General features: G+C 38.9%; 18 protein-coding genes. 13 read left to right on the forward strand and 5 right to left on the reverse strand.

Annotated features, from left to right (window positions below):
• Window positions 1-26 precede the first annotated feature (26 nt).
• Complete coding sequence (locus G9H60_RS11195) at window positions 27-4,007, forward strand: S8 family serine peptidase (protein ID WP_223144143.1); 3,981 nt, start codon at window positions 27-29, stop codon at window positions 4,005-4,007.
• On the opposite strand, the gene G9H60_RS11200 is transcribed toward G9H60_RS11195, so the two are convergent.
• The 3 genes from G9H60_RS11200 to fcl are packed head-to-tail and all read right to left on the reverse strand — an operon-like array spanning window position 4,004 to window position 6,683.
• Window positions 4,004-4,996 (reverse strand): YhdH/YhfP family quinone oxidoreductase, encoded by a 993-nt coding sequence (locus G9H60_RS11200; protein ID WP_223144144.1) that lies wholly within the window; start codon window positions 4,994-4,996, stop codon window positions 4,004-4,006. The genes G9H60_RS11195 and G9H60_RS11200 overlap by 4 nt on opposite strands.
• Window positions 4,997-5,001: 5 nt before the next feature.
• Window positions 5,002-5,739, reverse strand: coding sequence for a class I SAM-dependent methyltransferase (locus G9H60_RS11205; protein ID WP_223144145.1), 738 nt, complete (start codon window positions 5,737-5,739; stop codon window positions 5,002-5,004).
• Between the two features lie 5 nt (window positions 5,740-5,744).
• A complete protein-coding gene (gene fcl, locus G9H60_RS11210) occupies window positions 5,745-6,683 on the reverse strand; it encodes a GDP-L-fucose synthase (RefSeq protein ID WP_223144146.1) in 939 nt (312 codons plus the stop codon).
• Window positions 6,684-6,802: 119 nt separating this feature from the next.
• Here fcl and G9H60_RS11215 point away from each other — a divergent pair, with 119 nt between their 5' ends.
• Genes G9H60_RS11215 through G9H60_RS11230 form a run of 4 tightly spaced genes read left to right on the forward strand, consistent with a single transcriptional unit; the run spans window position 6,803 to window position 10,312 of the window.
• On the forward strand, window positions 6,803-7,741 hold the full coding sequence (locus G9H60_RS11215) for a toxin-antitoxin system YwqK family antitoxin (protein ID WP_223144147.1): 939 nt from the start codon (window positions 6,803-6,805) through the stop codon (window positions 7,739-7,741).
• Entirely contained in the window at window positions 7,741-8,094 is a 354-nt protein-coding gene (locus G9H60_RS11220; RefSeq protein WP_223144148.1) for a hypothetical protein, read from the forward strand. The genes G9H60_RS11215 and G9H60_RS11220 overlap by 1 nt, the downstream gene beginning before the upstream one ends.
• A gap of 44 nt (window positions 8,095-8,138) precedes the next feature.
• Window positions 8,139-9,668: a SulP family inorganic anion transporter gene (locus tag G9H60_RS11225; protein ID WP_223144149.1), complete on the forward strand. Its 1,530-nt coding sequence runs from the start codon at window positions 8,139-8,141 to the stop codon at window positions 9,666-9,668.
• Between the two features lie 2 nt (window positions 9,669-9,670).
• Window positions 9,671-10,312, forward strand: coding sequence for a carbonic anhydrase (locus G9H60_RS11230; RefSeq protein ID WP_223144150.1), 642 nt, complete (start codon window positions 9,671-9,673; stop codon window positions 10,310-10,312).
• Here G9H60_RS11230 and aspS read toward each other — a convergent pair.
• Window positions 10,307-12,067, reverse strand: a complete 1,761-nt coding sequence (gene aspS / locus G9H60_RS11235; RefSeq protein ID WP_223144151.1) for an aspartate--tRNA ligase — start codon at window positions 12,065-12,067, stop codon at window positions 10,307-10,309. The genes G9H60_RS11230 and aspS overlap by 6 nt on opposite strands.
• A gap of 99 nt (window positions 12,068-12,166) precedes the next feature.
• On the opposite strand from aspS, the gene crtD reads away from it, so the two are divergent.
• Window positions 12,167-13,642 carry a 1-hydroxycarotenoid 3,4-desaturase CrtD gene (gene crtD / locus G9H60_RS11240; protein WP_262900023.1) on the forward strand — a complete coding sequence of 492 codons (1,476 nt, stop codon included), beginning with the start codon at window positions 12,167-12,169 and terminating at the stop codon, window positions 13,640-13,642.
• Between the two features lie 22 nt (window positions 13,643-13,664).
• A complete protein-coding gene (locus G9H60_RS11245) occupies window positions 13,665-14,138 on the forward strand; it encodes a DUF4293 domain-containing protein (protein WP_223144152.1) in 474 nt (157 codons plus the stop codon).
• Window positions 14,139-14,142: 4 nt separating this feature from the next.
• Here G9H60_RS11245 and G9H60_RS11250 read toward each other — a convergent pair whose 3' ends face one another.
• Window positions 14,143-15,111 (reverse strand): KpsF/GutQ family sugar-phosphate isomerase, encoded by a 969-nt coding sequence (locus G9H60_RS11250; RefSeq protein WP_223144153.1) that lies wholly within the window; start codon window positions 15,109-15,111, stop codon window positions 14,143-14,145.
• Between the two features lie 88 nt (window positions 15,112-15,199).
• Between G9H60_RS11250 and G9H60_RS11255 the strand changes: the two genes are divergently transcribed.
• The 6 genes from G9H60_RS11255 (at window position 15,200) to G9H60_RS11280 (ending at window position 22,361) form a co-directional block, all read left to right on the forward strand.
• Window positions 15,200-17,521: a RecQ family ATP-dependent DNA helicase gene (locus G9H60_RS11255; protein WP_223144154.1), complete on the forward strand. Its 2,322-nt coding sequence runs from the start codon at window positions 15,200-15,202 to the stop codon at window positions 17,519-17,521.
• 8 nt (window positions 17,522-17,529) lie between these two features.
• Window positions 17,530-18,816, forward strand: coding sequence for a phosphoribosylamine--glycine ligase (purD, locus tag G9H60_RS11260; RefSeq protein WP_223144155.1), 1,287 nt, complete (start codon window positions 17,530-17,532; stop codon window positions 18,814-18,816).
• Between the two features lie 24 nt (window positions 18,817-18,840).
• Window positions 18,841-20,244: a regulatory iron-sulfur-containing complex subunit RicT gene (gene ricT, locus G9H60_RS11265; protein WP_223144156.1), complete on the forward strand. Its 1,404-nt coding sequence runs from the start codon at window positions 18,841-18,843 to the stop codon at window positions 20,242-20,244.
• Entirely contained in the window at window positions 20,219-20,704 is a 486-nt protein-coding gene (locus G9H60_RS11270; protein WP_223144157.1) for a gliding motility lipoprotein GldH, read from the forward strand. Before ricT ends, G9H60_RS11270 begins: the two co-directional genes overlap by 26 nt.
• Before the next feature lie 4 nt (window positions 20,705-20,708).
• The gene (locus G9H60_RS11275) at window positions 20,709-21,191 is read left to right on the forward strand and encodes an Lrp/AsnC family transcriptional regulator (protein ID WP_223144158.1); all 483 of its coding nucleotides are present in this window, start codon (window positions 20,709-20,711) and stop codon (window positions 21,189-21,191) included.
• Between the two features lie 72 nt (window positions 21,192-21,263).
• Window positions 21,264-22,361, forward strand: coding sequence for an efflux RND transporter periplasmic adaptor subunit (locus tag G9H60_RS11280; protein WP_223144159.1), 1,098 nt, complete (start codon window positions 21,264-21,266; stop codon window positions 22,359-22,361).

The following is a 22,361-nucleotide window of genomic DNA, read 5'->3' on the forward strand; positions in this document are numbered from 1 at the left end:
TTTAGAAGTTCTTATCCGCTAACAATTTGAGAACGAAACCTTTATTATCTTTCTTTTCTACCATCATACTCTGGATTTGTGCATCTCTTTGGAGTTTTGGACAAGGTGAATTATATCCGTTAGAGAGAAGAAAAGCAATCCTTAATTTTGCTAACCAATATAGTTCTCAAAAAGATAGTTTATACCTTAAAGTACAACAGCTTGCAGCTGAAAAAGGGATTGCCTCCTCGGCAAAAATAGGTAAAAGGTCCATTTATCTCCAAAGTATCAATCCTAATGGAAAACCTATTTACAAAGGAGTATTCTCGAATAAAATGGCTTCCGTTGCCACAAAAACCAATCAATTTTATTCTGGAGGTTCTCTTGGTCTCAATTTAACAGGGAAATCTGATAGCTTGTATGGCAAATTGGCAGTATGGGATGAGCAAACCGTTCGAACCAGCCATCAGGAATTGACTGGAAGGGTCTTGGCTCAAGAAAAGTCCATAACTTTTGGAGAACACTCTACTCACGTGGGTGGCACTATGATTGCCTCTGGAATATTTAATCCGGAGGCTCGAGGAATGGCTTTTGAAGCAACATTGAAGTCGTGGGACTTCCAAAATGATGATGCTAAAATCAGTGCGGCCTCACCCAACCTTCTCATCAGTAACCATTCCTATGGTGCTGTTGCGGGATGGAGTTATGATGAAGACGTGAACAAATATCGTTGGTTTGGTGATGATAAAATGAGCGTAACAGAAGATTACGTATTTGGATTTTATGATGACGATGCACAAGCCAAAGATAAAATTGCTTATAATTCTCCATATTACTTGATGGTGGCAGCCACAGGAAATAGTGCTGATGAAAATGGACCTCCGGCGGGTCAATATTATCTGATTGGTAATTCCAAAGATTCTTCCAATGTAGTAAGAGGTACCAATACGGGTTTTAATACAGTAGGTAGCCCTGCTACTGCAAAAAATATGCTTTCCGTTGGAGCCGCAGAACCGCTTACTTCATCTCCTGTCAAGCCAAGTGATGTGACCGTTACCAGCTTTTCGAGCCGTGGCCCTACAGATGACGGAAGAATAAAACCTGAAATCATTGGCATAGGAAAAGATTTATTTTCCACGGGATATTTGAGCAATACAGACTATGAGCGAATGAGTGGCACATCCATGGCCACTCCTCAGGTATCAGGTTCTTTATTTTTATTACAACAACTCTCCTTACAATTGAATAAAAAATTCATGTGGGCTTCTACATTGAGAGGTTTAGTTACTCATACCGCTTTTGATGTGGGACAAGCAGGGCCTGACTACACCAGTGGTTGGGGATTATTGGATATGGAAAAAGCTGGGAAAATGCTTCAAAATCAGGATAAATCCTATCTGATTACTGAAGAGTCTCTGACCAATGGAGCTAGCAAAAAAATGGATTTGATCGCTTCTGGTAAAGGTCCACTTCATGTCACTATTGCTTGGACAGATCCGGCCTATGAAGGTAGTAATGGAAAAGTGTTACCCATTATCCCTTCAAGCCTTAACTCACGTATACCCATGTTAATGAATGATTTGGATATTCGTTTGCAGTCGGCAGATGGTCAGTTATTACCTTTTATTTTAGATCCAGATAATCCCACCAAAGCTGCAGTGGCCGGTGATAATATCCGTGATAATATAGAACAAATTTTGGTCAGCAATGTGGTACCAGGGAAGTCTTACAGCTTAACCGTATCTCACAAAGGGACATTAAAGAACTCCAAACAAGATTATGCACTTTTAATTTCTGGTATGGGAGGCAAAGCTTATTGCTCCATAACAGCACAAAATAAAAGTAATGCCTTAGAAAAATTCACCTTGGGAACATATAGTAACAGCGTTTCGACTAGTCAAGATTTCACTCAAAATGCTATCCCTGTTGAAATTGGATCAAAAATCCCTATAGAATTAAAATACAGTACGGCTCAATCCAAACAAACCAAAGTGTTTGTCGATTGGAACCAAGATGGTGACTTTGAGGATAGTGACGAAATGATTTTGAACAGTGGAATCCTTACAGCGACTTCATTTTCTGGAAATGCTAGTAATTTTCCAGCAACTGAAACGGGCCAATATTACCGAATGAGAGTAGTTACGGAATTAGGAAACAGCGCCACATTAGCGGCTGCATGTGGAAATATTGGTAGCGGAGAAATTGAAGAATATGTCATTCAAACTGCCAATGCCTCCAACGACATCAGTGCGTTATCAATTACTTCTTCTACGGGTAATTTTTGCGCATCATCTACTAGCAGCAGTTTTTCTATAGTCGTGAAAAATCAAGGATTGAAAGACCAAGTCAAAGTACCTTACGAATTAAAAATTCTACAAAATGGTGTACAAGTAGGTAGTTCGTCAGGAACTATTGCCGAAATTTTGTCTGGTAAAGAAGCGGAAGAAACTATTACCGGAAACTTCAATTTACAAGCTGGACAAACTTATACTTTTGAATTACTTACTTCACTAGCTAACGATCAAAATACTGGGAATAACAGCTATGTTATTAATGAAACTATTGAAAACCCGCGCGCTCCTATCGTAAGTGGAATACAATGCGTTGGTTTAAGCGAATTGACATTGTCTGCTACTTCTGGAACTCCACTTTGGTACAATAGTGATAACACTTTGGTAGGTTCTGGATTAAACATCAAAGTGCCCATCAACAGTAAATACACCGCTTCATATAATGATTTCAGTGGAGGAATTGGCCCTAAAACAAAATCAGAATTTGGCGGAGGTACTTATTATACCACTTTTGGCCCTACGGTTATCGTAGAAGCTAAAGTGCCAATTATTTTAGAAAGTGCCCGGATTTATGTAGGTACATCAGGTAAAATCACGTTTGATGTCATCAATAAAGAAACTGGCAATGTGGTTTCTACAGTTACAAAAACCGTCAAAGCTACCAGAACATTAAGTAGTGCAGGATTAACAGGACAATTAGTAGATGATAAAAATGATTCGGGTATGGTAATCACACTTAACCTTCAGATTCCGGATGCAGGCACGTATTATTTAAGTCAAACCTGTCTAGATGGTGCTTCCATTTATCGAAGCAATCGAACTAAGTCAGATACAATAAATGCGGCTACAAACATTGGATTCCCATATACCATCCCTAATATTCTGAATATTCCCGGGGCATTATTTAATGGCGGGGTTATCACTTCAGGATATTATTATTTCTATGACATGAAATTCAAATCTTTGGGATGTCCTAGTCCTAGAGCAGCCGTAGTTGTAAGTGTTAAAGATGCCCCCACCGCATCCATTAACCCATTTGGTGATTTGACTGTTTGTCAAGGTGCAAGTGTATCCATCCAAGGTAAAGCGTCCGACAATACCCTCATTCAATGGTATCTAAATGGGAAAGCGATTACAGGAGCTACGAGCTTAACTTATAAAGCTACGACAAAAGGCAAATTTGAAATGGTGGCAAGTTATGGCGGATCATGTCCTGTCACCACCCAGGCTTTAAACATAAATGTAGGTACTGTACCTACGCCAGCAGTCACCTATAGTTCTGGAATATTACAAGCACCCGCCAATGCAAGTGTCTACCAATGGTATTTCGGCATTACGGCAATATCAGGTGCCAATCAAGCCAGCTATATTCCTGTTCAAACGGGAGCATATCAAGTTAAGGTAACCGATGCAAATGGATGTTTAGCTGTTTCCGATTATATCAATGTGGTCATATTAGCCACAAAAAAAGAAAACCCATTCCAACAATTAACTTTGTTTCCCAACCCTACCAAAGAATATATTCAATTAGGTTTGCCAGATCAGGCTATACCAGATGAGTACCATATTGAGATTTGGGATTTACAAGGCAAAAAAGTCCTAGAAAAAATCATTAACTCGTCGGCAATTTCAGGTAATAGTATTAGCCTAGATGTTAGAATCCTTCCTTCAGGATCTTATTTATTAAGAATGGCCGATTACCCGACTCAAGCACCCGTGAAATTTATTAAATATTAGGGTTTGATTTGAACAACTGTCCGACCAATATGGCTCCCTTCCCGAATTTTAGCCAAAAATGCAGGGGCTTCTGCCAATGTTATGGTGCGTGAAATGGCATCCAATGGAATATTCCAAACATGGGCTAATTTATCCCAAATTTCCTGCTTTTTTTCTAATGGGGAATCCGCTGAATAAATGCCCAATAAATTGGCTCCTCGTAAGATAAATGGATAAATCTGCAAAGGTAAGTCTACACTAGAAGCCATTCCACAAGCAGCTACCGATCCTCCAAAATGTAAACTTTTAATGATCTTAGTTAACACTTCCCCTCCTACCACATCTATGGCTCCAGCAAATTGCATGGCATACAAGGCGCGAGGTTTTTCAGATAGAAATTCTTCACGATCAATAATTCTATCTACCCCTATTTGCTTTAAAAACTCATATTGATCCATTTTCCCAGTAATGGCTGCTAATTGAAAACCCAAATGTTTGAGTAATAAAATGGAAATCATACCCACTCCTCCTGTTGCCCCTGTTACCACAATTTCTCCTTGTTGGGGCCGAAGGCCTTGATGCCAAAGTGCAGACAAAGCCATCCCTGCTGTTAGGCCTGCTGTACCCCATTGCATGGCTTGAAGAGCTGACATCCCATGGGGGAGTTGAATGATCCAATTGGCAGGCACTGCGATAAATTCAGCTAATCCTCCGTGAGTATTCATACCCAAATCAAAACCCGTAACGATTACCTCTTGTCCTACAGCAAAGGTTTGACTAGGATCAAACATAACTTTACCAACCGCATCTATTCCTGGAATATGTGGAAAATCACGGGTAATCCCTTTATGTCCATTGGCGGACAAGGCATCTTTGTAATTGAGTGAGGAATAAATAACTTGAATCAATACTCTATCCGAAGGAAGAGTATCAAAAGGAATAGACTGAATGCTGGTTTCAAAACGCCCATCAGGCAATTCTGAAGTCCACAATGCGTTAAAAAAATCCATGGGTTTTATTTTTTGACCCAGACGAATATCATACGACTAGAGTTCTTTTCATCAAAAGAACCTAATTTATAATCTCCAAGCAAATCCACCAAATGTAATCCAGCTTGGGCCGCATAGGCTATAAAAGCATTTTTGGATATCAGCTCAACCCGCTCTTCAAAATGAAAGCACTCTCCTTGATCTTCAAAATCGATTGACTTATACAAATACCCTTCTGATTCCCAGCGCTTAATCTTAAAATGAATTCCCCCTCTAACTAAACTTTCCTCTTCTATCAAGTGAGCAATAACATAACTTGGGTTAAAAAAATCCAAAACAAAAACGCCCTCTTTTTTCAGCACATCGCTCAATACTTGGAAGGCCTGCTGATTTTCTGCTTGTGAATCAAAATAACCAAAACTGGTAAAGAAATTAAAGATCGCGTCAAAATGGAATTCAGGAGATAAGGCATTTCTTACGTCATGAACAAAAAATGAGAGGTTGTCAGTAGCAAAAGCTTGAGCTTGCTCAATATTGGAGGGGGAAAGGTCAAAAGCTTTGACATGCAATCCTAAATCATGCAAGGTAATGGCATGTCGACCTTTACCACAGGCCACATCTAGAACTTGAGCTCCAGGATGAAGCTTTAGCTTAGATTGCAAAGATCTAATAAAAGCCGCAGCCTCCACCTCATCACGCTGGGCGTATAAAATATGATAATATGGGGAATCAAACCAGGTACTAAACCACTCCTTCACTTGCATCCTTCCTATTTCCTTCCTTTGGGGTTTTGTAAAAAATCTTGATAAGCGAGTTGAATTCCGTCCATCAGTTCCACTTCGTGCTTCCATCCTAACTCATGCAATTTGGAAACATCCATGAGCTTTCTTGGGGTTCCATCAGGTCTAGAAGTATCCCAGTGAATGCTTCCTTCAAAGCCCGTAATTTTTTTAACCATCTCGGCTAATTCCAAAATACGAACATCTTCACCCGTTCCAATATTGATAAATTCCGACTCATTATAATTTTCCATGAGATATAAACATGCCTTGGCTAGGTCATCTGCATACAAAAATTCGCGTTGAGGCGAACCTGTTCCCCAAAGGGTAATGGAGGAATCACCACGTTCCTTTGCCTCATGAAATTTCCGAATCATGGCTGGTAGGACGTGTGAATTTTCTAAGTCATAATTATCATTAATACCATACAAATTGGTGGGCATAACAGAGATAAATTGACAGCCGTATTGTGCGCGGTAGGCCTCACACATCTTAATTCCTGCTATTTTAGCAATAGCATAAGGCTCGTTGGTTGGCTCTAAAAAACCACTCAACAAATAGGATTCTTTCAGAGGTTGAGGAGCCATTTTGGGATAGATACAAGATGATCCCAAAAACATTAACTTCTTCACCTTATTTATAAAAGAAGCATGAATCACATGATTTTGAATCGCTAAATTCTCATAGAGAAAATCCGCACGATAGGTATTATTTGCTACAATCCCTCCTACTTTTGCGGCAGCCAAAAAAACATAATCAGGTTTTTCTTGAGCAAAAAAATCATTTACGGCTGCTTGATTCCGTAAGTCTAATTCAGCAGATGTACGTAGTACTAAATTTGTATATCCCTCTAAACTAAGTTGACGGACAATGGCAGAACCTACCATGCCACGATGTCCCGCAACGAATATTTTTGCTACTTTTTCCAATTCAATCAATATTTAAATAAAACGAGTTTATAAGAGTGCAAAAATACATAAAAGCAGGTTCTAATTATTTAAATTCTTAATTTGCGAAATAATTTTGCTGTGCTATCGTTCCATTTTACATGATTAAATCTGGCTACATTTTAGGTTTAAGTTTTTTATTGCTTGGATTTCTTCCTAGTCATGGGCAAAATAATGCCTTGCAAACGAATAAAAAGCCGGCTATTGATACTAGCCAAAAAAGTAAAGGAAGGGCACAAAGTATCTCCGAATTGGTAGGTAAAACCAAAGATGAAAGCGCCAATTGGAAAAAAGAAAGCAAGGCCATTTTATCTGAATTGGGAATAGAGAACATAGGTTCAAAATCGAAAAACAACTCCAAAAAGAAAAAGGTAGAGATTAAAGATGAATATTTAGGTGTCAAAACGGAACGCCGAATAGGCTCTTATGGAAGTGGCAACCGAGCTACAGTAGAGGAGTTAAATGTCGTAAAATACGTAGAAGACGAAGCCTTAAGTCCTTATAGTCAAGAAATTTGGTGGTACGATCCAGCTCAATCGAGAGTAGTAAATTCTCCCATTAAGGATAGTAAAAATGCCCAAATTTGTCATGGGCCGTATCGTAAGTTTGTACATGAAAACTTAGTAGAAGAAGGCCATTTTTACATGGGCGTTAAAGATGGGCGATGGGAAAATTATGGTCAGGAGTTTGAACTAGAAAACAAGCTATATTTTAAAAAAGGATTTCCTGCCGAATCCCTTATTTCTTATTACGATAAAGAACAAAAAAAGATAAAAGAGGTTATCCCTAAAGTATACGGTAAAGTAGTTGGGCAATTTTTATCTTTTTATCCCAATGGCCTCCTCAAAGAAGAAGGCAAGCTAGACGACAGCGTCAAGGTAGGGCGATGGAGAGAATACCATGAAAAAGGAAGTGGAGGTAGATTAAAAAAAGAATGGCGTTATGGAAAGGATAAATTTGATAACTTTACGCCGGTTCTAGTGCAAGAGAGAGATAATCAAGCTAAAATTATCTTTCAAAGTACCCAGAAATTCGACTAATGAAACAGCTAGGTTTTACTTTATTGGCCTTTGCCTTCCTGATGGTAGCTACGGTGTATTCGCAGCTTAATTCCATCACGGCTGCGTCGACTATACCTGTATCTAAAACCACAATCAAAACAGATAATTTAGAATCAAAAATGTTCATGGCCCCTTGGGTTGAGCTTTGCGAGGAGGAGGAAGAAGAGGAAGAGGGCAACTCACAACATAACATATCGATATTCACCAAGCATGAAGATTTAAAATTCTTATTTTACTCAGAGTCCATTCTGGAAGCTCATGTTTTTCAACCATTTCGGTTGACATATCCTCATTTACAAACCTTTTCCCCTCCTCCCGATATGCGTGGTTAATCTCCATTTCCAATTATTGTAGATTTTAATCAAACCACACGTATATGTCATTCAAAAATTATCTTCAATCCTTCGCTCAAGGGGATTGGAAATCCGGAATTGCGGTCTTTCTGGTCGCTCTACCTCTATGCCTAGGTATTGCTTTGGCCTCAGGTGCACCATTGCTTGCCGGTTTAATTGCTGGTATCATTGGCGGAACCATTGTTTCATGGACATCTGGCTCTCAATTATCTGTTAGTGGGCCTGCGGCAGGTCTAACCATTATAGTGGCAAATGCCATTACAGACATTGGTTCTTTTGCCGGTTTTTTAGTTGTTGTTATCTTAGCTGGCATTATCCAGGTTATTCTGGGCCTTGGCAAAATGGGCAAATTGGGAAGTTTTTTCCCTTCTTCAGTTATTCGCGGAATGCTGGTGGCCATAGGAATTGTCATCATTTTAAAACAAATACCGCATGCCATTGGAGATGATTTGGATTTCATTGGGGAGTTCGAATTCAACCAAAGTTCCGATGGTCAAAATACCTTTAGTGAATTAATAGGTTCTTTATTATCCATTAATCCAGGGGCATTAATTATAGCCCTTGGAGGATTAATCTTACTGTTTTCCTGGACACCACTCAGTAAAAAAATCCCCCTATTTAGCCAATTACCTGCTTCCTTATTCGTCGTAATTTTAGGCGTTCTTGTCAATGCTGCCTACAGCATTTGGATGCCTCATTGGTATTTAGGTAATTCCAAAGACCACATGGTAGGCTTACCTATATTTTCTAATATTGCCGAAATCGGGCAGGCAATGGCATTTCCAGATTGGTCGATTATTAGTAATCCTAAAGTATACAGCCTAGCCATCACTTTAGCATTAGTGGCTAGCTTAGAATCTTTATTATCATTAGAAGCTACCGATTCATTGGATCCAGCAAAGAGAATATCATCTGCAGATCGTGAACTTGTGGCTCAAGGAGTAGGAAACATTTTTTCTGGATTTTTAGGAGGTCTACCCATCACATCTGTGATTGTTCGATCTTCTACCAATGTTTATGCAGGAGGAAAAAGTAAAATGTCAGGTTTCTTTCATGGCATACTCTTACTCTTGGCTGTCTTATTATTGCCCCAATATTTAAATAAAATACCCTTGGCATGCTTAGCGAGCATTTTGTTGTACACTGGTTATAAACTTGCCCACCCAAGTCAATTCCAAAAAGTGATTTCTGAAGGCTGGAAACAGTGGATTCCATTTTTAATTACTATCATAGTGGTCGTTATGGTTGATTTATTGTGGGGTATCTTTATTGGAACCATTGTAGGGATTGGCTTTGTAATTGTCACCAATTACTCTTCCGTATTTTCCGTGTTTAGTAGTCAAAATGAAATTTTGATTAAATTCCAAAAAGACGTAACCTTTTTACATAAAATGGCTTTAAAAGAAACTTTCCGTAAAATCCCTTCCGGTTCGGAAGTATATATTGACACGACGAAAGTGCATTTTATGGACCATGATATTCAATTATTGATTCAAGAATTTATTAATACCGCTCACGAAAGAGGCATTGAAGCCGAAATCAAAAAGAAATAAACATGAAAGAATATAAAAAACTACTATTAAGTAATAAAGCCTGGGCCTCGGAAAAATTAGCGGTAGATGAACACTATTTTGATGATCTTTCCAAAGACCAAAAGCCTCTATTTCTTTGGATTGGCTGTGCCGATAGTCGAGTACCAGCAGAAGAAATAACCCATGCAAATCCGGGTGATATATTTGTGCACCGAAATGTGGCCAATATGGTGGTACATACAGATATGAATTTACTTTCCGTTTTACAGTACGCTGTGGAGGTATTACAAGTAAAACATGTCATCGTTTGTGGGCATTACAATTGCGGAGGTGTTCGTGCTGCCATGACCAACAAAGACTATGGTTTAATCAATAAATGGCTTAGAAATATCAAGGAGGTTTATGAAAAGAATTTCGAAGAAATTCACGCCCTTCCTAGTGAAAAGGATCAATTTGATCGCCTAGTGGAGCTTAATGTAAAAGAGCAAGTGCTCAATTTGGCAAAAACCACCATCATTCAAAAAGCATGGAAAAAATTCGAATACCCATACCTACATGGCTGGGTATTCGATATGCATCATGGAGAGATTAAAGAAATCTTGAACATTGATCCCAACGAATGGCAAAGTTCTGTGTTCTCCTTTAATTTCGACGAAGAATTATAAATCCGTCTTAATTTTTAGTTCCTTTAATTGTGCAGGGGCCAGGGGTGAGGGTGAGTCAATCATCACATCCCTACCTGCATTATTTTTAGGGAATGCAATGTAATCGCGTATCGATTCTGAACCTCCAAATAAAGAGCATAAACGGTCAAAACCAAAGGCTAATCCACCATGAGGAGGTGCACCATATTCAAAGGCGTCTAATAAAAAGCCGAATTGGGCCTTTGCTTCTTCCTCAGTAAACCCTAGAACCTCAAACATCGTTGATTGAAGCTCTTTTTGGAAGATACGAATAGATCCCCCTCCTACTTCAACGCCATTCACCACAAGGTCATAAGCATTGGCTCTAACTTTACCCAAATCACCAGCCAACATTAAAGGGATATCTTCTGGCTTAGGACTTGTGAAAGGATGGTGCATCGCAAACCAGCGATTTTCTTCTTCGCTGAATTCCAACAAAGGAAAATCAACGACCCAGTGCACTTTATAATTATTTGGATCACGCAATCCCATGCGAGTACCCATTTCTAATCTCAATTCATTTAATTGCTTACGCACTTTATCTCCTTCACCACTTAAAATCAGCATCAAATCTCCTGGCTCAGATTGGAAGGCAGAAGACCATTTTTTCAAGTCCTCTTCTCCATAAAATTTATCAACGGATGATTTCAAACCATCTGCTTGATGACGCACATAGATTAATCCTTTGGCACCAATTTGTGGGCGACGAACAAAATCTGTTAATTCATCAACTTGCTTGCGGGTATATTCAGCTGCGCCTTTCACACAAATACCAATCACATGCGATGTCGAATCAAATACTTGAAAATCCTTACCCGTGGTAAGATCATTTTCTTCTCCTTTTAATTCCACAAAATGCATATCAAAACGAATATCAGGCTTATCAGAACCATAATATTTCATCGCATCAGCATAAGTCATTCGAGATACTTCACCAATATCCAATCCTTTCACTTGTAAAAACAAATGACGAATCAATCCCTCAAACATATTTAAAATATCCTCTTGCTCTACGAATGACATTTCACAGTCGATCTGCGTAAATTCAGGTTGTCTGTCCGCACGCAAATCCTCATCTCTAAAACACTTAACCAATTGATAATAACGGTCAAAACCAGAAACCATCAACAATTGCTTGAAGGTTTGAGGGGATTGAGGTAGCGCATAAAACTCACCTGGATTCATGCGAGAAGGCACCACAAAATCACGAGCTCCTTCTGGAGTAGATTTAATCAAAACTGGAGTTTCTACTTCAATAAAATCTGCATCATCTAAATAGCGACGCACTTCTTTGGCCACAGTATGACGTAAACGTAAGCTTTCGCGAATAGGAGTACGACGAAGATCCAAATAACGGTATTTCATGCGCACATCTTCGCCACCATCCGTCTCATCCTCAATCAAAAACGGAGGTAATTTGGCTGGATTAAGCACTTTGATTTCACTCACTTTAATCTCAATATCTCCTGTGGCTAATTTATCATTTTTAGCTAATCTTTCTACGACCACCCCTTTAGCCTCCACCACAAACTCCCTTCCTAAATTACGTGCCATAGCTAATGCTTCTGGACTGGATTTTCCCTCCTCTAACATCAGCTGCGTGATACCATAGCGATCACGTAAATCAACCCAAATCATTCCCCCTTTATCTCTTGTTCGCTGTATCCAACCACATAAGGTAACTTCTTGCCCTACATGATCCAATCGTAATTCGCCATTCGTATGAGTGCGTAGCATAGTTTATTCTCAGATTAAAAAAATTTGTGCAAAATTACGGAAAATATCCGTTTTAAACATTTTGTCCTTTTAATAAGTTAGACCCATTTGAGAAATATCATGACTATGAAACAAGTTGGGGTTGTTGGATCAGGCGTTGGAGGATTGGCTTTTGCTATTCGCATGGCTTGTTTAGGACATCAAGTTCAGGTTTTTGAAGCTAATGCCTTCCCTGGGGGTAAGCTTTCCGAATTTCAAATCAATGGCTTCCGCTTTGACGCAGGCCCTTCTCTTTTTACCCTTCCCCATTTGGTGGATGAATTATTTACACTAGCCAATAATGACCCAAGAGACTACTTTAATTATACCCGACTACCTGAGGTTTGTCGCTATTTCTGGGAAGATCAGACTCGTCTGTGTACGCTGGAAAACTCCGCAGATACAGCTCATGAAATCGCTAAGATTTTGGGCGAAAATGAAAAAAATGTGCATGATTTCATCTTGGGTTTACAAGAAAAATACCAAATCATTTCAGAACTTTTCCTTGAAAATTCTTTACATCAAACGAGCACATGGTTCAGTAAAAAGGCTTGGAACGGCTATCTAAACATTCCGCGCTTAGGCATGTTTTCTACCATGCATCAAGCCCATAAAAACCGATTTAAAAACCCAAAAACTGTTCAATTATTTGACAGATATGCCACATACAATGGCTCAGACCCCTATCAAACACCAGCTACACTTTCCATCATTCCTCATTTAGAATATAATATTGGGGCATTTTTCCCGCAAGGGGGCATGATTGCTATTACTCAATCTTTGCATCAACTGGCTCAAGATTTAGGTGTACAATTTCATTTCAATGAAAAGGTAAATCGGATACTGTGTGAAAATAAGCAAGCGGTTGGACTAGAAACTGCCAAAGGGAAATATTCCTTTGATATATTGGCGAGTAACATGGATATCCGACCATCCTATCAACAATTACTTCCGGATCAAATTCAGCCTAAAAGGTTGTTGCAACAAGAAAAATCCAGCTCTGGCATTATTTTTTATTGGGGAATGAATAAACAATGGGATGAACTTGGAGTGCATAACATTTTCTTTTCTGAACGCTACCAAGAAGAGTTTAAAGCCCTATTTACGGACAAAACTTTGTCGGACGACCCAACTGTTTATCTCCACATTTCCAGTAAAGTAGCTCCTGAAGATGCCCCTGCAGGTGGAGAAAATTGGTTTATTTTAATCAATGCTCCTGCAAATCAAGGCCAAAATTGGGATGAATTAATACGACTTACTCGTGAAAGAGTGATTCAAAAAATAAGTCGGGCCCTTGGAGAAGATATTAGCTCATACATCGTTGCTGAGGATTATTTAGACCCTCGAAGAATAGAAGATCGGACATCATCTTCAGGTGGCGCTCTTTATGGAAATGCCTCCAACAATCGTTTTGCGGCATTTTTACGTCACCCGAATTACCGAAGTGCTATTAAAAACTTATACTGGATTGGAGGAAGTGTTCATCCTGGAGGAGGAATTCCACTTTGTTTATCTTCTGCCAAAATTGCCTCCAAGCTTTTTCAAGAAAATGCGTAATTTCGCAGAAAATTGACATATCATGATTCAAAGACCCCAATCTATTTTTTTACTTATCGTTGTTATTGCTGAAATCTTAGTGATATCCGGCTGGCCATTATGGACCAAAACAGGAATGTCTGGTGAAACAGCACAAGTGTTTATCTCAGAGTGGACTTCCCAAATCCAAGGAAAAGCCCATGTAGAAGCCAATTATATCCCCTTGATTTTATTGTTGATTTCGGTAGCCTTGACAGCCTATATCTTGTTTCAGTTCAAGAACAGAATGCGTCAAATGGCTTTGGGATTGGTCAATTCCATGCTAATTGCTGCTACCATGGGATATAGTTTTTACACCATTTACAAAAAAACAATTCCTCTGTTTAATCCAGAAATGCAAGGAGCCTATGACCTAGGGTTTTATGCCTTAATCGTAGCCCTTTTAGCCAATATGATTGCGAATCGCTTAATCCGTAAGGATGAAATGCTAGTGCAATCTTCCAACAGAATGAGGTAAAAAATTACACGATACCCTCACGTAAAAGGTCATGGAGATGTATAAATCCCACGGCCTTTTCTTTTTCAAGGACGACCAGTTGCGTTATATTTTTTTCTTGCATGATGGAAAGAGCCTCTGTGGCAAAAGCTTCTGAAGAAATGGTTTTAGGATTGGAATTCATCATCTGAACAATCTGGATATTGGCCCAATCTTGTTGTTTTTCCAACATTCTACGAACGTCTCCGTCGGTAATTATACCCAGCAATTCTTCTTTTTCATTCATGACCGTAGTGGCCCCTAACCTCTTGGAGCTAATTTCATGAATTGCTTCTTGAATGCTTGCTTGAGGTAAAATACAAGGAAATTCATGTTGAGGATAGATATCCGCTACCTTAAGATATAGTCGCTTACCCAAAGCTCCACCCGGATGATACTTGGCAAAATCTTGAGATGTAAAACCTTTGCATTCCAACAAACACACGGCCAAGGCATCTCCCAAAGCAAGAGCAACGGTAGTCGATGTGGTTGGAGCTAAATTCAATAAATCAGCCTCTGTATCCGCCTGAGCATGAAGAACAAAGTCTGACTGCTGAGCTAAATACGATTGTTTATTAGAGACCATTGCAATTAAAGAAACGCCCAAGCGCTTAATTAATGGCACTAATACTTTTATTTCAGGGGTATCACCAGATTTTGATATACAAATAACCGAATCTCCACGTTGTATCATTCCTAAATCCCCATGAATAGCGTCAGCTGCATGCATGAACAAGGCGGGACTTCCTGTGGAGTTCAGAGTAGCCACAATTTTCTGAGCAATTAATGCAGATTTGCCAATTCCAGTAAAGACAATTCTGCCTGGATTTGCCAATAAATGTTCCACACAAGCTTCAAATTCAGAATTTATGGCATCACTAACTTGTAAAATAGCTTCTGCTTCTTGGGTTAAAACTTTTTTTGCTGTGGATTGAATATTTTTGTTTAATTTCAATTTTAGTAGAATTTGAGTTCACAAAGTTAATTAACTAGTTACGAATAATTCTGCTACATTGTGAAACATACCAGTAGTTCCTAAAATTATGCCCATTCAAATTTCCAACGATACGTTAAAGGAGCATCTCAAGAAGACCTTTGGATTTAGCCAATTTCGTGGAGAACAGGAAGCTATCATCCAAAATACGCTTCAAGGGAATAATAGCTTTGTACTCATGCCTACTGGAGCAGGTAAATCCCTTTGCTACCAACTCCCGGCAATAGTCATGCCAGGAACAGCCATTGTTATTTCTCCCTTGATTGCTTTGATGAAAAACCAAGTTGATCAAATGATTGCTTTTGGTGTCAATGCTCAGTTTTTAAATTCTTCTCTGACCCGTGCTGAAATGAATCGGGTAAAGAACGAGGTATTAAGCGGTGATGTGAAGTTGTTGTATATCGCCCCTGAATCTTTGAATAAGCAGGAGAATCTCAATTTTTTACAACAAGCCAACATTTCTTTTGTTGCCATAGATGAAGCACATTGTATTTCAGAATGGGGACATGATTTCCGGCCTGAATATAGAAAAATCCGTGCCATCATTGAGTCGGTGGACGAGAAATTACCCATCATTGCATTAACAGCTACAGCTACGCCTAAAGTGCAATTGGATATTCAAAAGACCTTGAATTTAGAAGATGCCAAAGTCTTTAAAACTTCCTTTAATCGAAAAAATCTTTATTACGAAATACGTTCTAAAAAGGACATTGACAAACAACTAATTCGCTACATCAAAAGCCATTCTGGGAAAGCAGGGATTATTTACTGCTTGAGTAGAAAACGGGTAGAAGAGATAGCTGATTTATTACATGTCAATGGAATAAAAGCCCTTCCCTACCATGCTGGTCTAGATCCTGCTATTCGCATGGCTAATCAGGAATCTTTCCTCAATGAAGAGGTGGAAGTGATGGTAGCCACCATCGCTTTTGGTATGGGTATCGATAAACCCGACGTACGTTTTGTGATACATTATGATGCCCCTAAATCCCTAGAAGGCTATTACCAAGAAACTGGTAGAGCAGGTAGAGATGGATTGGATGGAACGTGTATCTTATTTTATACGTACGACGATATTCTTAAGTTAGACAAGTTCAATAAAGATAAAGCGGTTTCTGAAAAAGAAAATGCCAAATTATTATTGGCCGAAATGGTGTATTATGCCAATTTAGGTGTTTGTCGGAGAAAGCAACTCCTCAATTATTTTGGGGAATACATGGCGGAAAACTGTGGCTTCTGCGACAACTGCCTACATCCTACGCCTACGTTCAAGGCGGAAAGGGAAGTTGTTTTAGTCTTACAAGCCGTTCAAGAAACCGAAGAAAAATTTGATGCAGAGCACATTGCAGATGTGTTAGAAGGTAAAGTAAATCAATACGTTCAAAGTTACGATCACGATAAATTACCCTTATTTGGTGCCGGAAAAACTGTTTCTTGGAATAGCCAGGCTATTGATGACGATGATGATGACGAGGACAATGAGGATGAAGATGAGGACAATCCAACTCCTAAAAAGCCAAAACTCAAAAAGAAATCGCAGAAAGAACATCATGGAGACGACGAGAAATCGCCATGGATTTCATTCATCAAACAAATCACCATACATGGTTATTTAGTTAAGGATATTGAAAACTACGGAGTTTTAAAATTGAGCGAAAAAGGCCTCAACTTCATTCAAGATTCCTATCCAGTTACTTTCTCCAGAGATCATGATTATGAGAAAGAAGCGGAACCCGATGAGAATGATGAAATGAATGCGGGTGTAGGTGCAAAAGCCTATGATGATGCTTTATTCGAATTGCTAAAGAACCTTCGCAAGAAATTAGCCAAGGAGAAAAACCTACCTCCCTATGTGATTTTTCAAGATCCTTCTTTGGAGGAAATGGCTACCACCTATCCAAGTACTCAGGAAGAAATGGCCCAGATTAATGGGGTCGGAATGGGGAAAGTAATCAAGTTTGGAAAACCATTCTTGGATGTTATCAATCGATATGTAGATGAAAATGAGATTGAAACGGCTCGTGAGGTTGTAGTTAAATCAACAGTCAACAAATCCAAAATCAAGATTTACATCATTCAGCAAGTAGATCGTAAAATTGATTTAGACGACATAGCATATCAGAAAGAGTTAAGTATGGCTGAATTAATCGAAGAGATTGAAGCCATTTGTTATTCTGGAACAAAATTGAATTTGGATTATTACATCAATCAAGTCATTGAACCAGATAAACAAGAGGAAATCTATGATTACTTCTTAAGTTCTGATACCGATAATATTACCGAAGCATTAGACAATTGCAATATCGACGATGTGAGTGAGGAAGAGTTGCGATTAATGCGTATTAAATTTTTAAGTGAACTAGCCAATTAACGAAAATTATGAATGTATTACTTTTGGGATCCGGAGGAAGAGAACATGCATTTGCCTGGAAAATATCCCAAAGTCCATTATTAAGTCAATTATACATAGCTCCAGGCAACCCTGGAACTGCCCAATTGGGTATGAATTTACCTTTTGGGTATTCTGATTTCACGGCAATAGTAGAAGCTATTAGAACCCATCAAATTGAATTAGTGATTGTAGGACCAGAAGAACCTTTGGTGAAGGGTGTTCGGGATTTCATTGAATCACAAGAAGATTTACAACATGTAGGAATTGTAGGCCCTGGTGCATTGGGAGCTCAATTAGAAGGAAGTAAAGATTTTTCTAAAAACTTCATGCATGCTCATGGTGTACCAACGGCTGCTTCTAAAACATTTACTAAAGAAACAGGAGAAGAAGGTTTAGCTTATTTGGCTACTCAATCTTTACCGATTGTATTAAAAGCAGATGGATTAGCCGCTGGTAAAGGGGTGATTATAGCTCAAAGTCATGCCGAAGCAGAAAAAGCTTTCAAAGAAATGATATATGATGCCAAATTTGGCGAAGCAAGTTCCAAAGTAGTCGTGGAACAGTTTCTACGCGGCATTGAGCTTTCTGTTTTTGTTTTGACAGATGGAGAAAACTATGTGGTTTTACCAGAAGCCAAAGATTACAAGCGAATAGGTGAAAACGATGAAGGCCTGAACACCGGTGGCATGGGGGCAGTTTCCCCTGTACCATTTGCTACCGAAAGATTCATGGAATTGGTCAAGCAAAAAGTGATTGAGCCGACTATCCAAGGACTGAAATCAGAAAATATTCCCTACCAGGGTTTCATCTTCATCGGTTTAATGAATCACGAGGGAGAACCCTATGTGATTGAATACAATGCCCGCATGGGGGATCCTGAAACTGAGGTTGTATTGCCAAGAATCGAATCAGATTTCTTATCTTTGCTTCTTGCGGCTGCTCAAGGGAATTTAAAAACTGAAAGTTTACAGATTTCTAACCAATACGCCGTTACGACCATGGTCGTGGCAGGAGGTTATCCTGAGGATTACCGAAAAGGGGATATCATGTCAGGTATTGAGAAAGTAGAAGAAGCCCTAGTATTTCATGCTGGGACCCGTGAGCAAGACGGACAAATTGTTACCTCGGGAGGCCGAGTAATGGCCCTAACAGGCACTTCAAATACCTTGGAAAGAGCCATACAAAAGTCTCAAAAGGCGGCTCAAACCATTCAATTTGAAGGTAAAAACTTTAGACGAGATATTGGTCTCGACGTATTACGCTATAAGTCGTAATGAGACCGATTGACACATATACTTATGGCATGTAAATCGTGTTCAACTGGATCATGTGGATCCAAGGCATCAACAGATAGTGCAGTTTCAGGCTGCCAAAGCAATGGAAGCTGTGGTACTGGTGCTTGTAATAAAATGAACGTTTTTGATTGGCTATCCGACCTGGATGTGCCTCAATTTCAACGTTTTCACGTAGTTGAGGTAAAATTTAAAGCCGGCAGAAAAGAATATTTCCGCAATCCCAATCAATTAGCTTTACACACAGGAGACTCTGTCATGGTAGATTCTTCATCTGGCGTACAGCTAGGTGTTGTATCTCTTCAAGGGGAGTTGGTGCGTTTACAATTACTAAAAAAAGGTATCAAAGACGATGATAAACTCAAAGATATCCTGCGCATTGCCACAGAAAAAGATGAGGAAAAGCACCGTCATTCGTTAGAAAGAGATTTACCTACACTCTATCGTACCCGTCAAATCATTGGTGATTTAAAGTTAAACATGAAGCTCTCAGATGTAGAGTTTCTTTCTGATGGAACGAAAGCCGTTTTTTATTATTCCTCAGACGACCGAGTAGACTTCCGTGAATTAATTAAACTTTTGGCAACGGAATTTAAAATTCGGGTGGAAATGAAGCAGATATCGCTGCGTCAAGAAGCTGGAAGATTAGGAGGAATTGGTGTTTGTGGTAGAGAATTATGTTGTTCTACTTGGCTAACCGACTTCAAAAATGTTACCACTTCGGCAGCTAGATATCAAAATTTATCCTTGAATCCTGTCAAGTTAAGTGGACAGTGTGGGCGTTTAAAATGTTGTCTCAATTATGAATTAGAGACCTACATGGATGCTTTAAAAGAAATACCAACCATTGAAGGTCGCATTAAGACCAAACGTGGAGATGCTATTTTACAAAAAACAGACATCTTTAAACGCATGATGTGGTTTGGTTATGCCGGAGAAGAATCCATTTGGATTCCAGTGACCTGTGACCGAGTAAAAGAAATCATTGATTTAAATAAAAAAGGCATCATTCCAGATTCCTTTGAAAACCTAAATCCTGACGTTCCTGAGGTTGAAAAGCCTAAATTATCTGAATTAAATTCAGATTTGGAAAGGATGGACAAAAAATACGGGAAAGGAAAACCTAGTGGTCAACGCTCCGATAATCCAAGAAGAAATAATGGAGATCAAAAGGCACGTGGCAATTTCCAAAAAGGGACTAAAGGACCTGGAAACAACCCCAATAGACTGCAAAACAAGCCAGAAGGAAATTCTGAGCGTCCTGATAACCGCGTAAAACCTCCCGTAGTCAATAGCCCAGAAGGCGCTGAAAATACTGGAGAGGCAACACCAAAGCCATTTAAAAAGAAATTCAAGAAGAAATTTAAACCCAGACCACCTAGAAATGGCCCTGAGACACCAACTGCTTAAATTCGTTCTATTCCTTTTTTCCTTGGGCTTTTTGCTGGCTTGTCAAGGTGATCAGGTATTTGACCAAACAAGCAAAATGGGAGAATATGGATGGTCTCAAAAAAATCAGATTAGCTATCCTTTTGAAATCAAAGAGTTAGATAAATCGTATAGCTTATATGTTGCTTTACGTCAATCTAACGATTATCCATTCAATAATTTTTACTTCATTCCTAAAGTGATGGGAGCTGATGGAAAATTAGTGAAACAAGCCTTAGCAGAAGCTATTTTGTATGACCCAAAATCGGGAAAAGCCAAAGGGGAAGGATTGGGTGATATTTACAGCCATAAATTTTTGATTTTTAAGCAATTAAAATTCCCCAAAAAAGGAAAATATCGATTGCTTCTTTCGCATGACATGCGAACTGATACCTTAGCTGGAATAATTTCTATCGGAGCATCCTTAGTTCCCAATCCCTAATCTCATGTCCAAGATTGATGATATTGATAAACAAATCCTCGCTTTTTTACATGAAGATGCCTACATGTCCAACAAGGATATGGCTCAGCGATTAGGTATGAGTCCCACGCCTATCCATGAACGTATTAAGCGCATGGAAAAAGATGGGGTGATTACTGGATATAAAGCCACCATCAATCCCAACAAATTAGGAAAATCTCTAACTGTTTTTTGTGATATCTCACTAAAAGAACATGCTGCAGAATACCTAAAGCAGTTTGAAGAAGATGTGATGAATTTATTGGAAGTTCAAGAATGTTACTGCGTTTCCGGACATAGTGATTTCTTACTTAAAATTGTGGTGGCAGATATGGATGAATACCGTGATTTTATCCTACATAAACTGGCGAGTATCAAGAATATTGGAAACGCTCAAAGCCACTTTGTGATGAATCAAATACAAAATGAAAGCATTTTACCTTGGTTAAATCAAGAAAAAACTAGATAAACCTATAAATTGGGGTAGATGCACCAATAAAATTACCTAACTTGAATAATTAACATCGTTTGAATTGACCTTATGAACAAGATTACAAAAACAATCGTCAGCCTATTAGTAATCGTTTTGATATTAGGCATCGCCTTTTACCCCAAGGTAAAAAAGACTTTTTTCGCTGAGAAAAAGGCAGAAGGTAAAGAGAAAAGCAAGGGTGGTCCTGGTGGGGGCAAAGGTGGTAAAACTACTGTTGTAGTGATGGTGGTGAAATCAACTCGACTAGATGACATGATCAATTCTACTGGTAGTATTTTACCTAATGAAGAAGTCGAAATCCGATCTGAAATAGCAGGAAGAATTATCCAATTAAATATTAAAGAAGGAGATGTCGTTCAGAAAGGAACTATTTTATTACATATCAATGACGATGATTTGCAGGCGCGATTAAGAAAGCTAGGTTATAACAAAAAATTAGCGGAAGATAATGAAGCTCGTCAAAAGGTTTTACTTCAAAAGGAAGCCATTTCTCAAAGAGAATATGATATTGCGGTAAACTCTGTTAATACCATTTCGGCTGATATTGAAGATTTAAAAGCTCAAATTTTAAAAACAACCATTCGCGCTCCATTTTCAGGAACTGTTGGTTTTCGTTATGTAAGTATGGGTAGTTATATTTCGCCTACCACTAAAATTGCGACATTAACGAATACTAATCCGGCAAAAATAGAATTTTCTATTCCAGCTAAATATGCTTCTCAAATTCGTAAAGGAAACACCATTGAATTTGTGACAGAAAATGAAACTAAAACTTATTCAGGTAAGGTATACGCCATTGATCCAAAAATTGATCCTTTAACGCGTACGCTTCAAATTAGAGCTTTATCTCCTAACCCAGGTGGAGTTTTGGTTCCAGGGGCATTCGCAAAAGTTAATTTGATTCTTAAAACCAAAGGATCAGCCATTTTGGTACCCACAGAAGCTGTCATTCCTGAATCTAAAGGAAGTAAAGTATTTATCGTAAAAAATGGCAAGGCCGTTTCTACCAAAGTAGAATTAGGAACACGTGGAGAGAAAACCGTGGAAATTTTATCGGGACTATCGATTGGGGACACCTTGATTACCAATGGTATCATCCAAGTTAAACCAGACGGTGAAGTGGATATTAAAGAAGTAGTTCAATAA

Origin of the sequence: Aquirufa aurantiipilula (genome assembly GCF_019923745.1) — a bacterium.
GTDB lineage: Bacteria > Bacteroidota > Bacteroidia > Cytophagales > Spirosomataceae > Aquirufa > Aquirufa aurantiipilula.

Bases quoted from the DNA above. Each gene is read 5' to 3' on its own strand.
- G9H60_RS11225 (WP_223144149.1), top strand. From the start codon at position 8,139: ATGTCATTCAAAAATTATCTTCAATCCTTCGCTCAAGGGGATTGGAAA.
- G9H60_RS11215 (WP_223144147.1), top strand. From the start codon at position 6,803: ATGATTAAATCTGGCTACATTTTAGGTTTAAGTTTTTTATTGCTTGGA.
- ricT (WP_223144156.1), top strand. From the start codon at position 18,841: ATGGCATGTAAATCGTGTTCAACTGGATCATGTGGATCCAAGGCATCA.
- crtD (WP_262900023.1), top strand. From the start codon at position 12,167: ATGACTATGAAACAAGTTGGGGTTGTTGGATCAGGCGTTGGAGGATTG.
- G9H60_RS11270 (WP_223144157.1), top strand. From the start codon at position 20,219: ATGGCCCTGAGACACCAACTGCTTAAATTCGTTCTATTCCTTTTTTCC.
- G9H60_RS11220 (WP_223144148.1), top strand. From the start codon at position 7,741: ATGAAACAGCTAGGTTTTACTTTATTGGCCTTTGCCTTCCTGATGGTA.
- aspS (WP_223144151.1), bottom strand. From the start codon at position 12,067: ATGCTACGCACTCATACGAATGGCGAATTACGATTGGATCATGTAGGG.
- G9H60_RS11275 (WP_223144158.1), top strand. From the start codon at position 20,709: ATGTCCAAGATTGATGATATTGATAAACAAATCCTCGCTTTTTTACAT.
- G9H60_RS11230 (WP_223144150.1), top strand. From the start codon at position 9,671: ATGAAAGAATATAAAAAACTACTATTAAGTAATAAAGCCTGGGCCTCG.
- purD (WP_223144155.1), top strand. From the start codon at position 17,530: ATGAATGTATTACTTTTGGGATCCGGAGGAAGAGAACATGCATTTGCC.
- G9H60_RS11205 (WP_223144145.1), bottom strand. From the start codon at position 5,739: ATGCAAGTGAAGGAGTGGTTTAGTACCTGGTTTGATTCCCCATATTAT.
- G9H60_RS11200 (WP_223144144.1), bottom strand. From the start codon at position 4,996: ATGGATTTTTTTAACGCATTGTGGACTTCAGAATTGCCTGATGGGCGT.
- G9H60_RS11280 (WP_223144159.1), top strand. From the start codon at position 21,264: ATGAACAAGATTACAAAAACAATCGTCAGCCTATTAGTAATCGTTTTG.
- G9H60_RS11255 (WP_223144154.1), top strand. From the start codon at position 15,200: ATGCCCATTCAAATTTCCAACGATACGTTAAAGGAGCATCTCAAGAAG.
- G9H60_RS11245 (WP_223144152.1), top strand. From the start codon at position 13,665: ATGATTCAAAGACCCCAATCTATTTTTTTACTTATCGTTGTTATTGCT.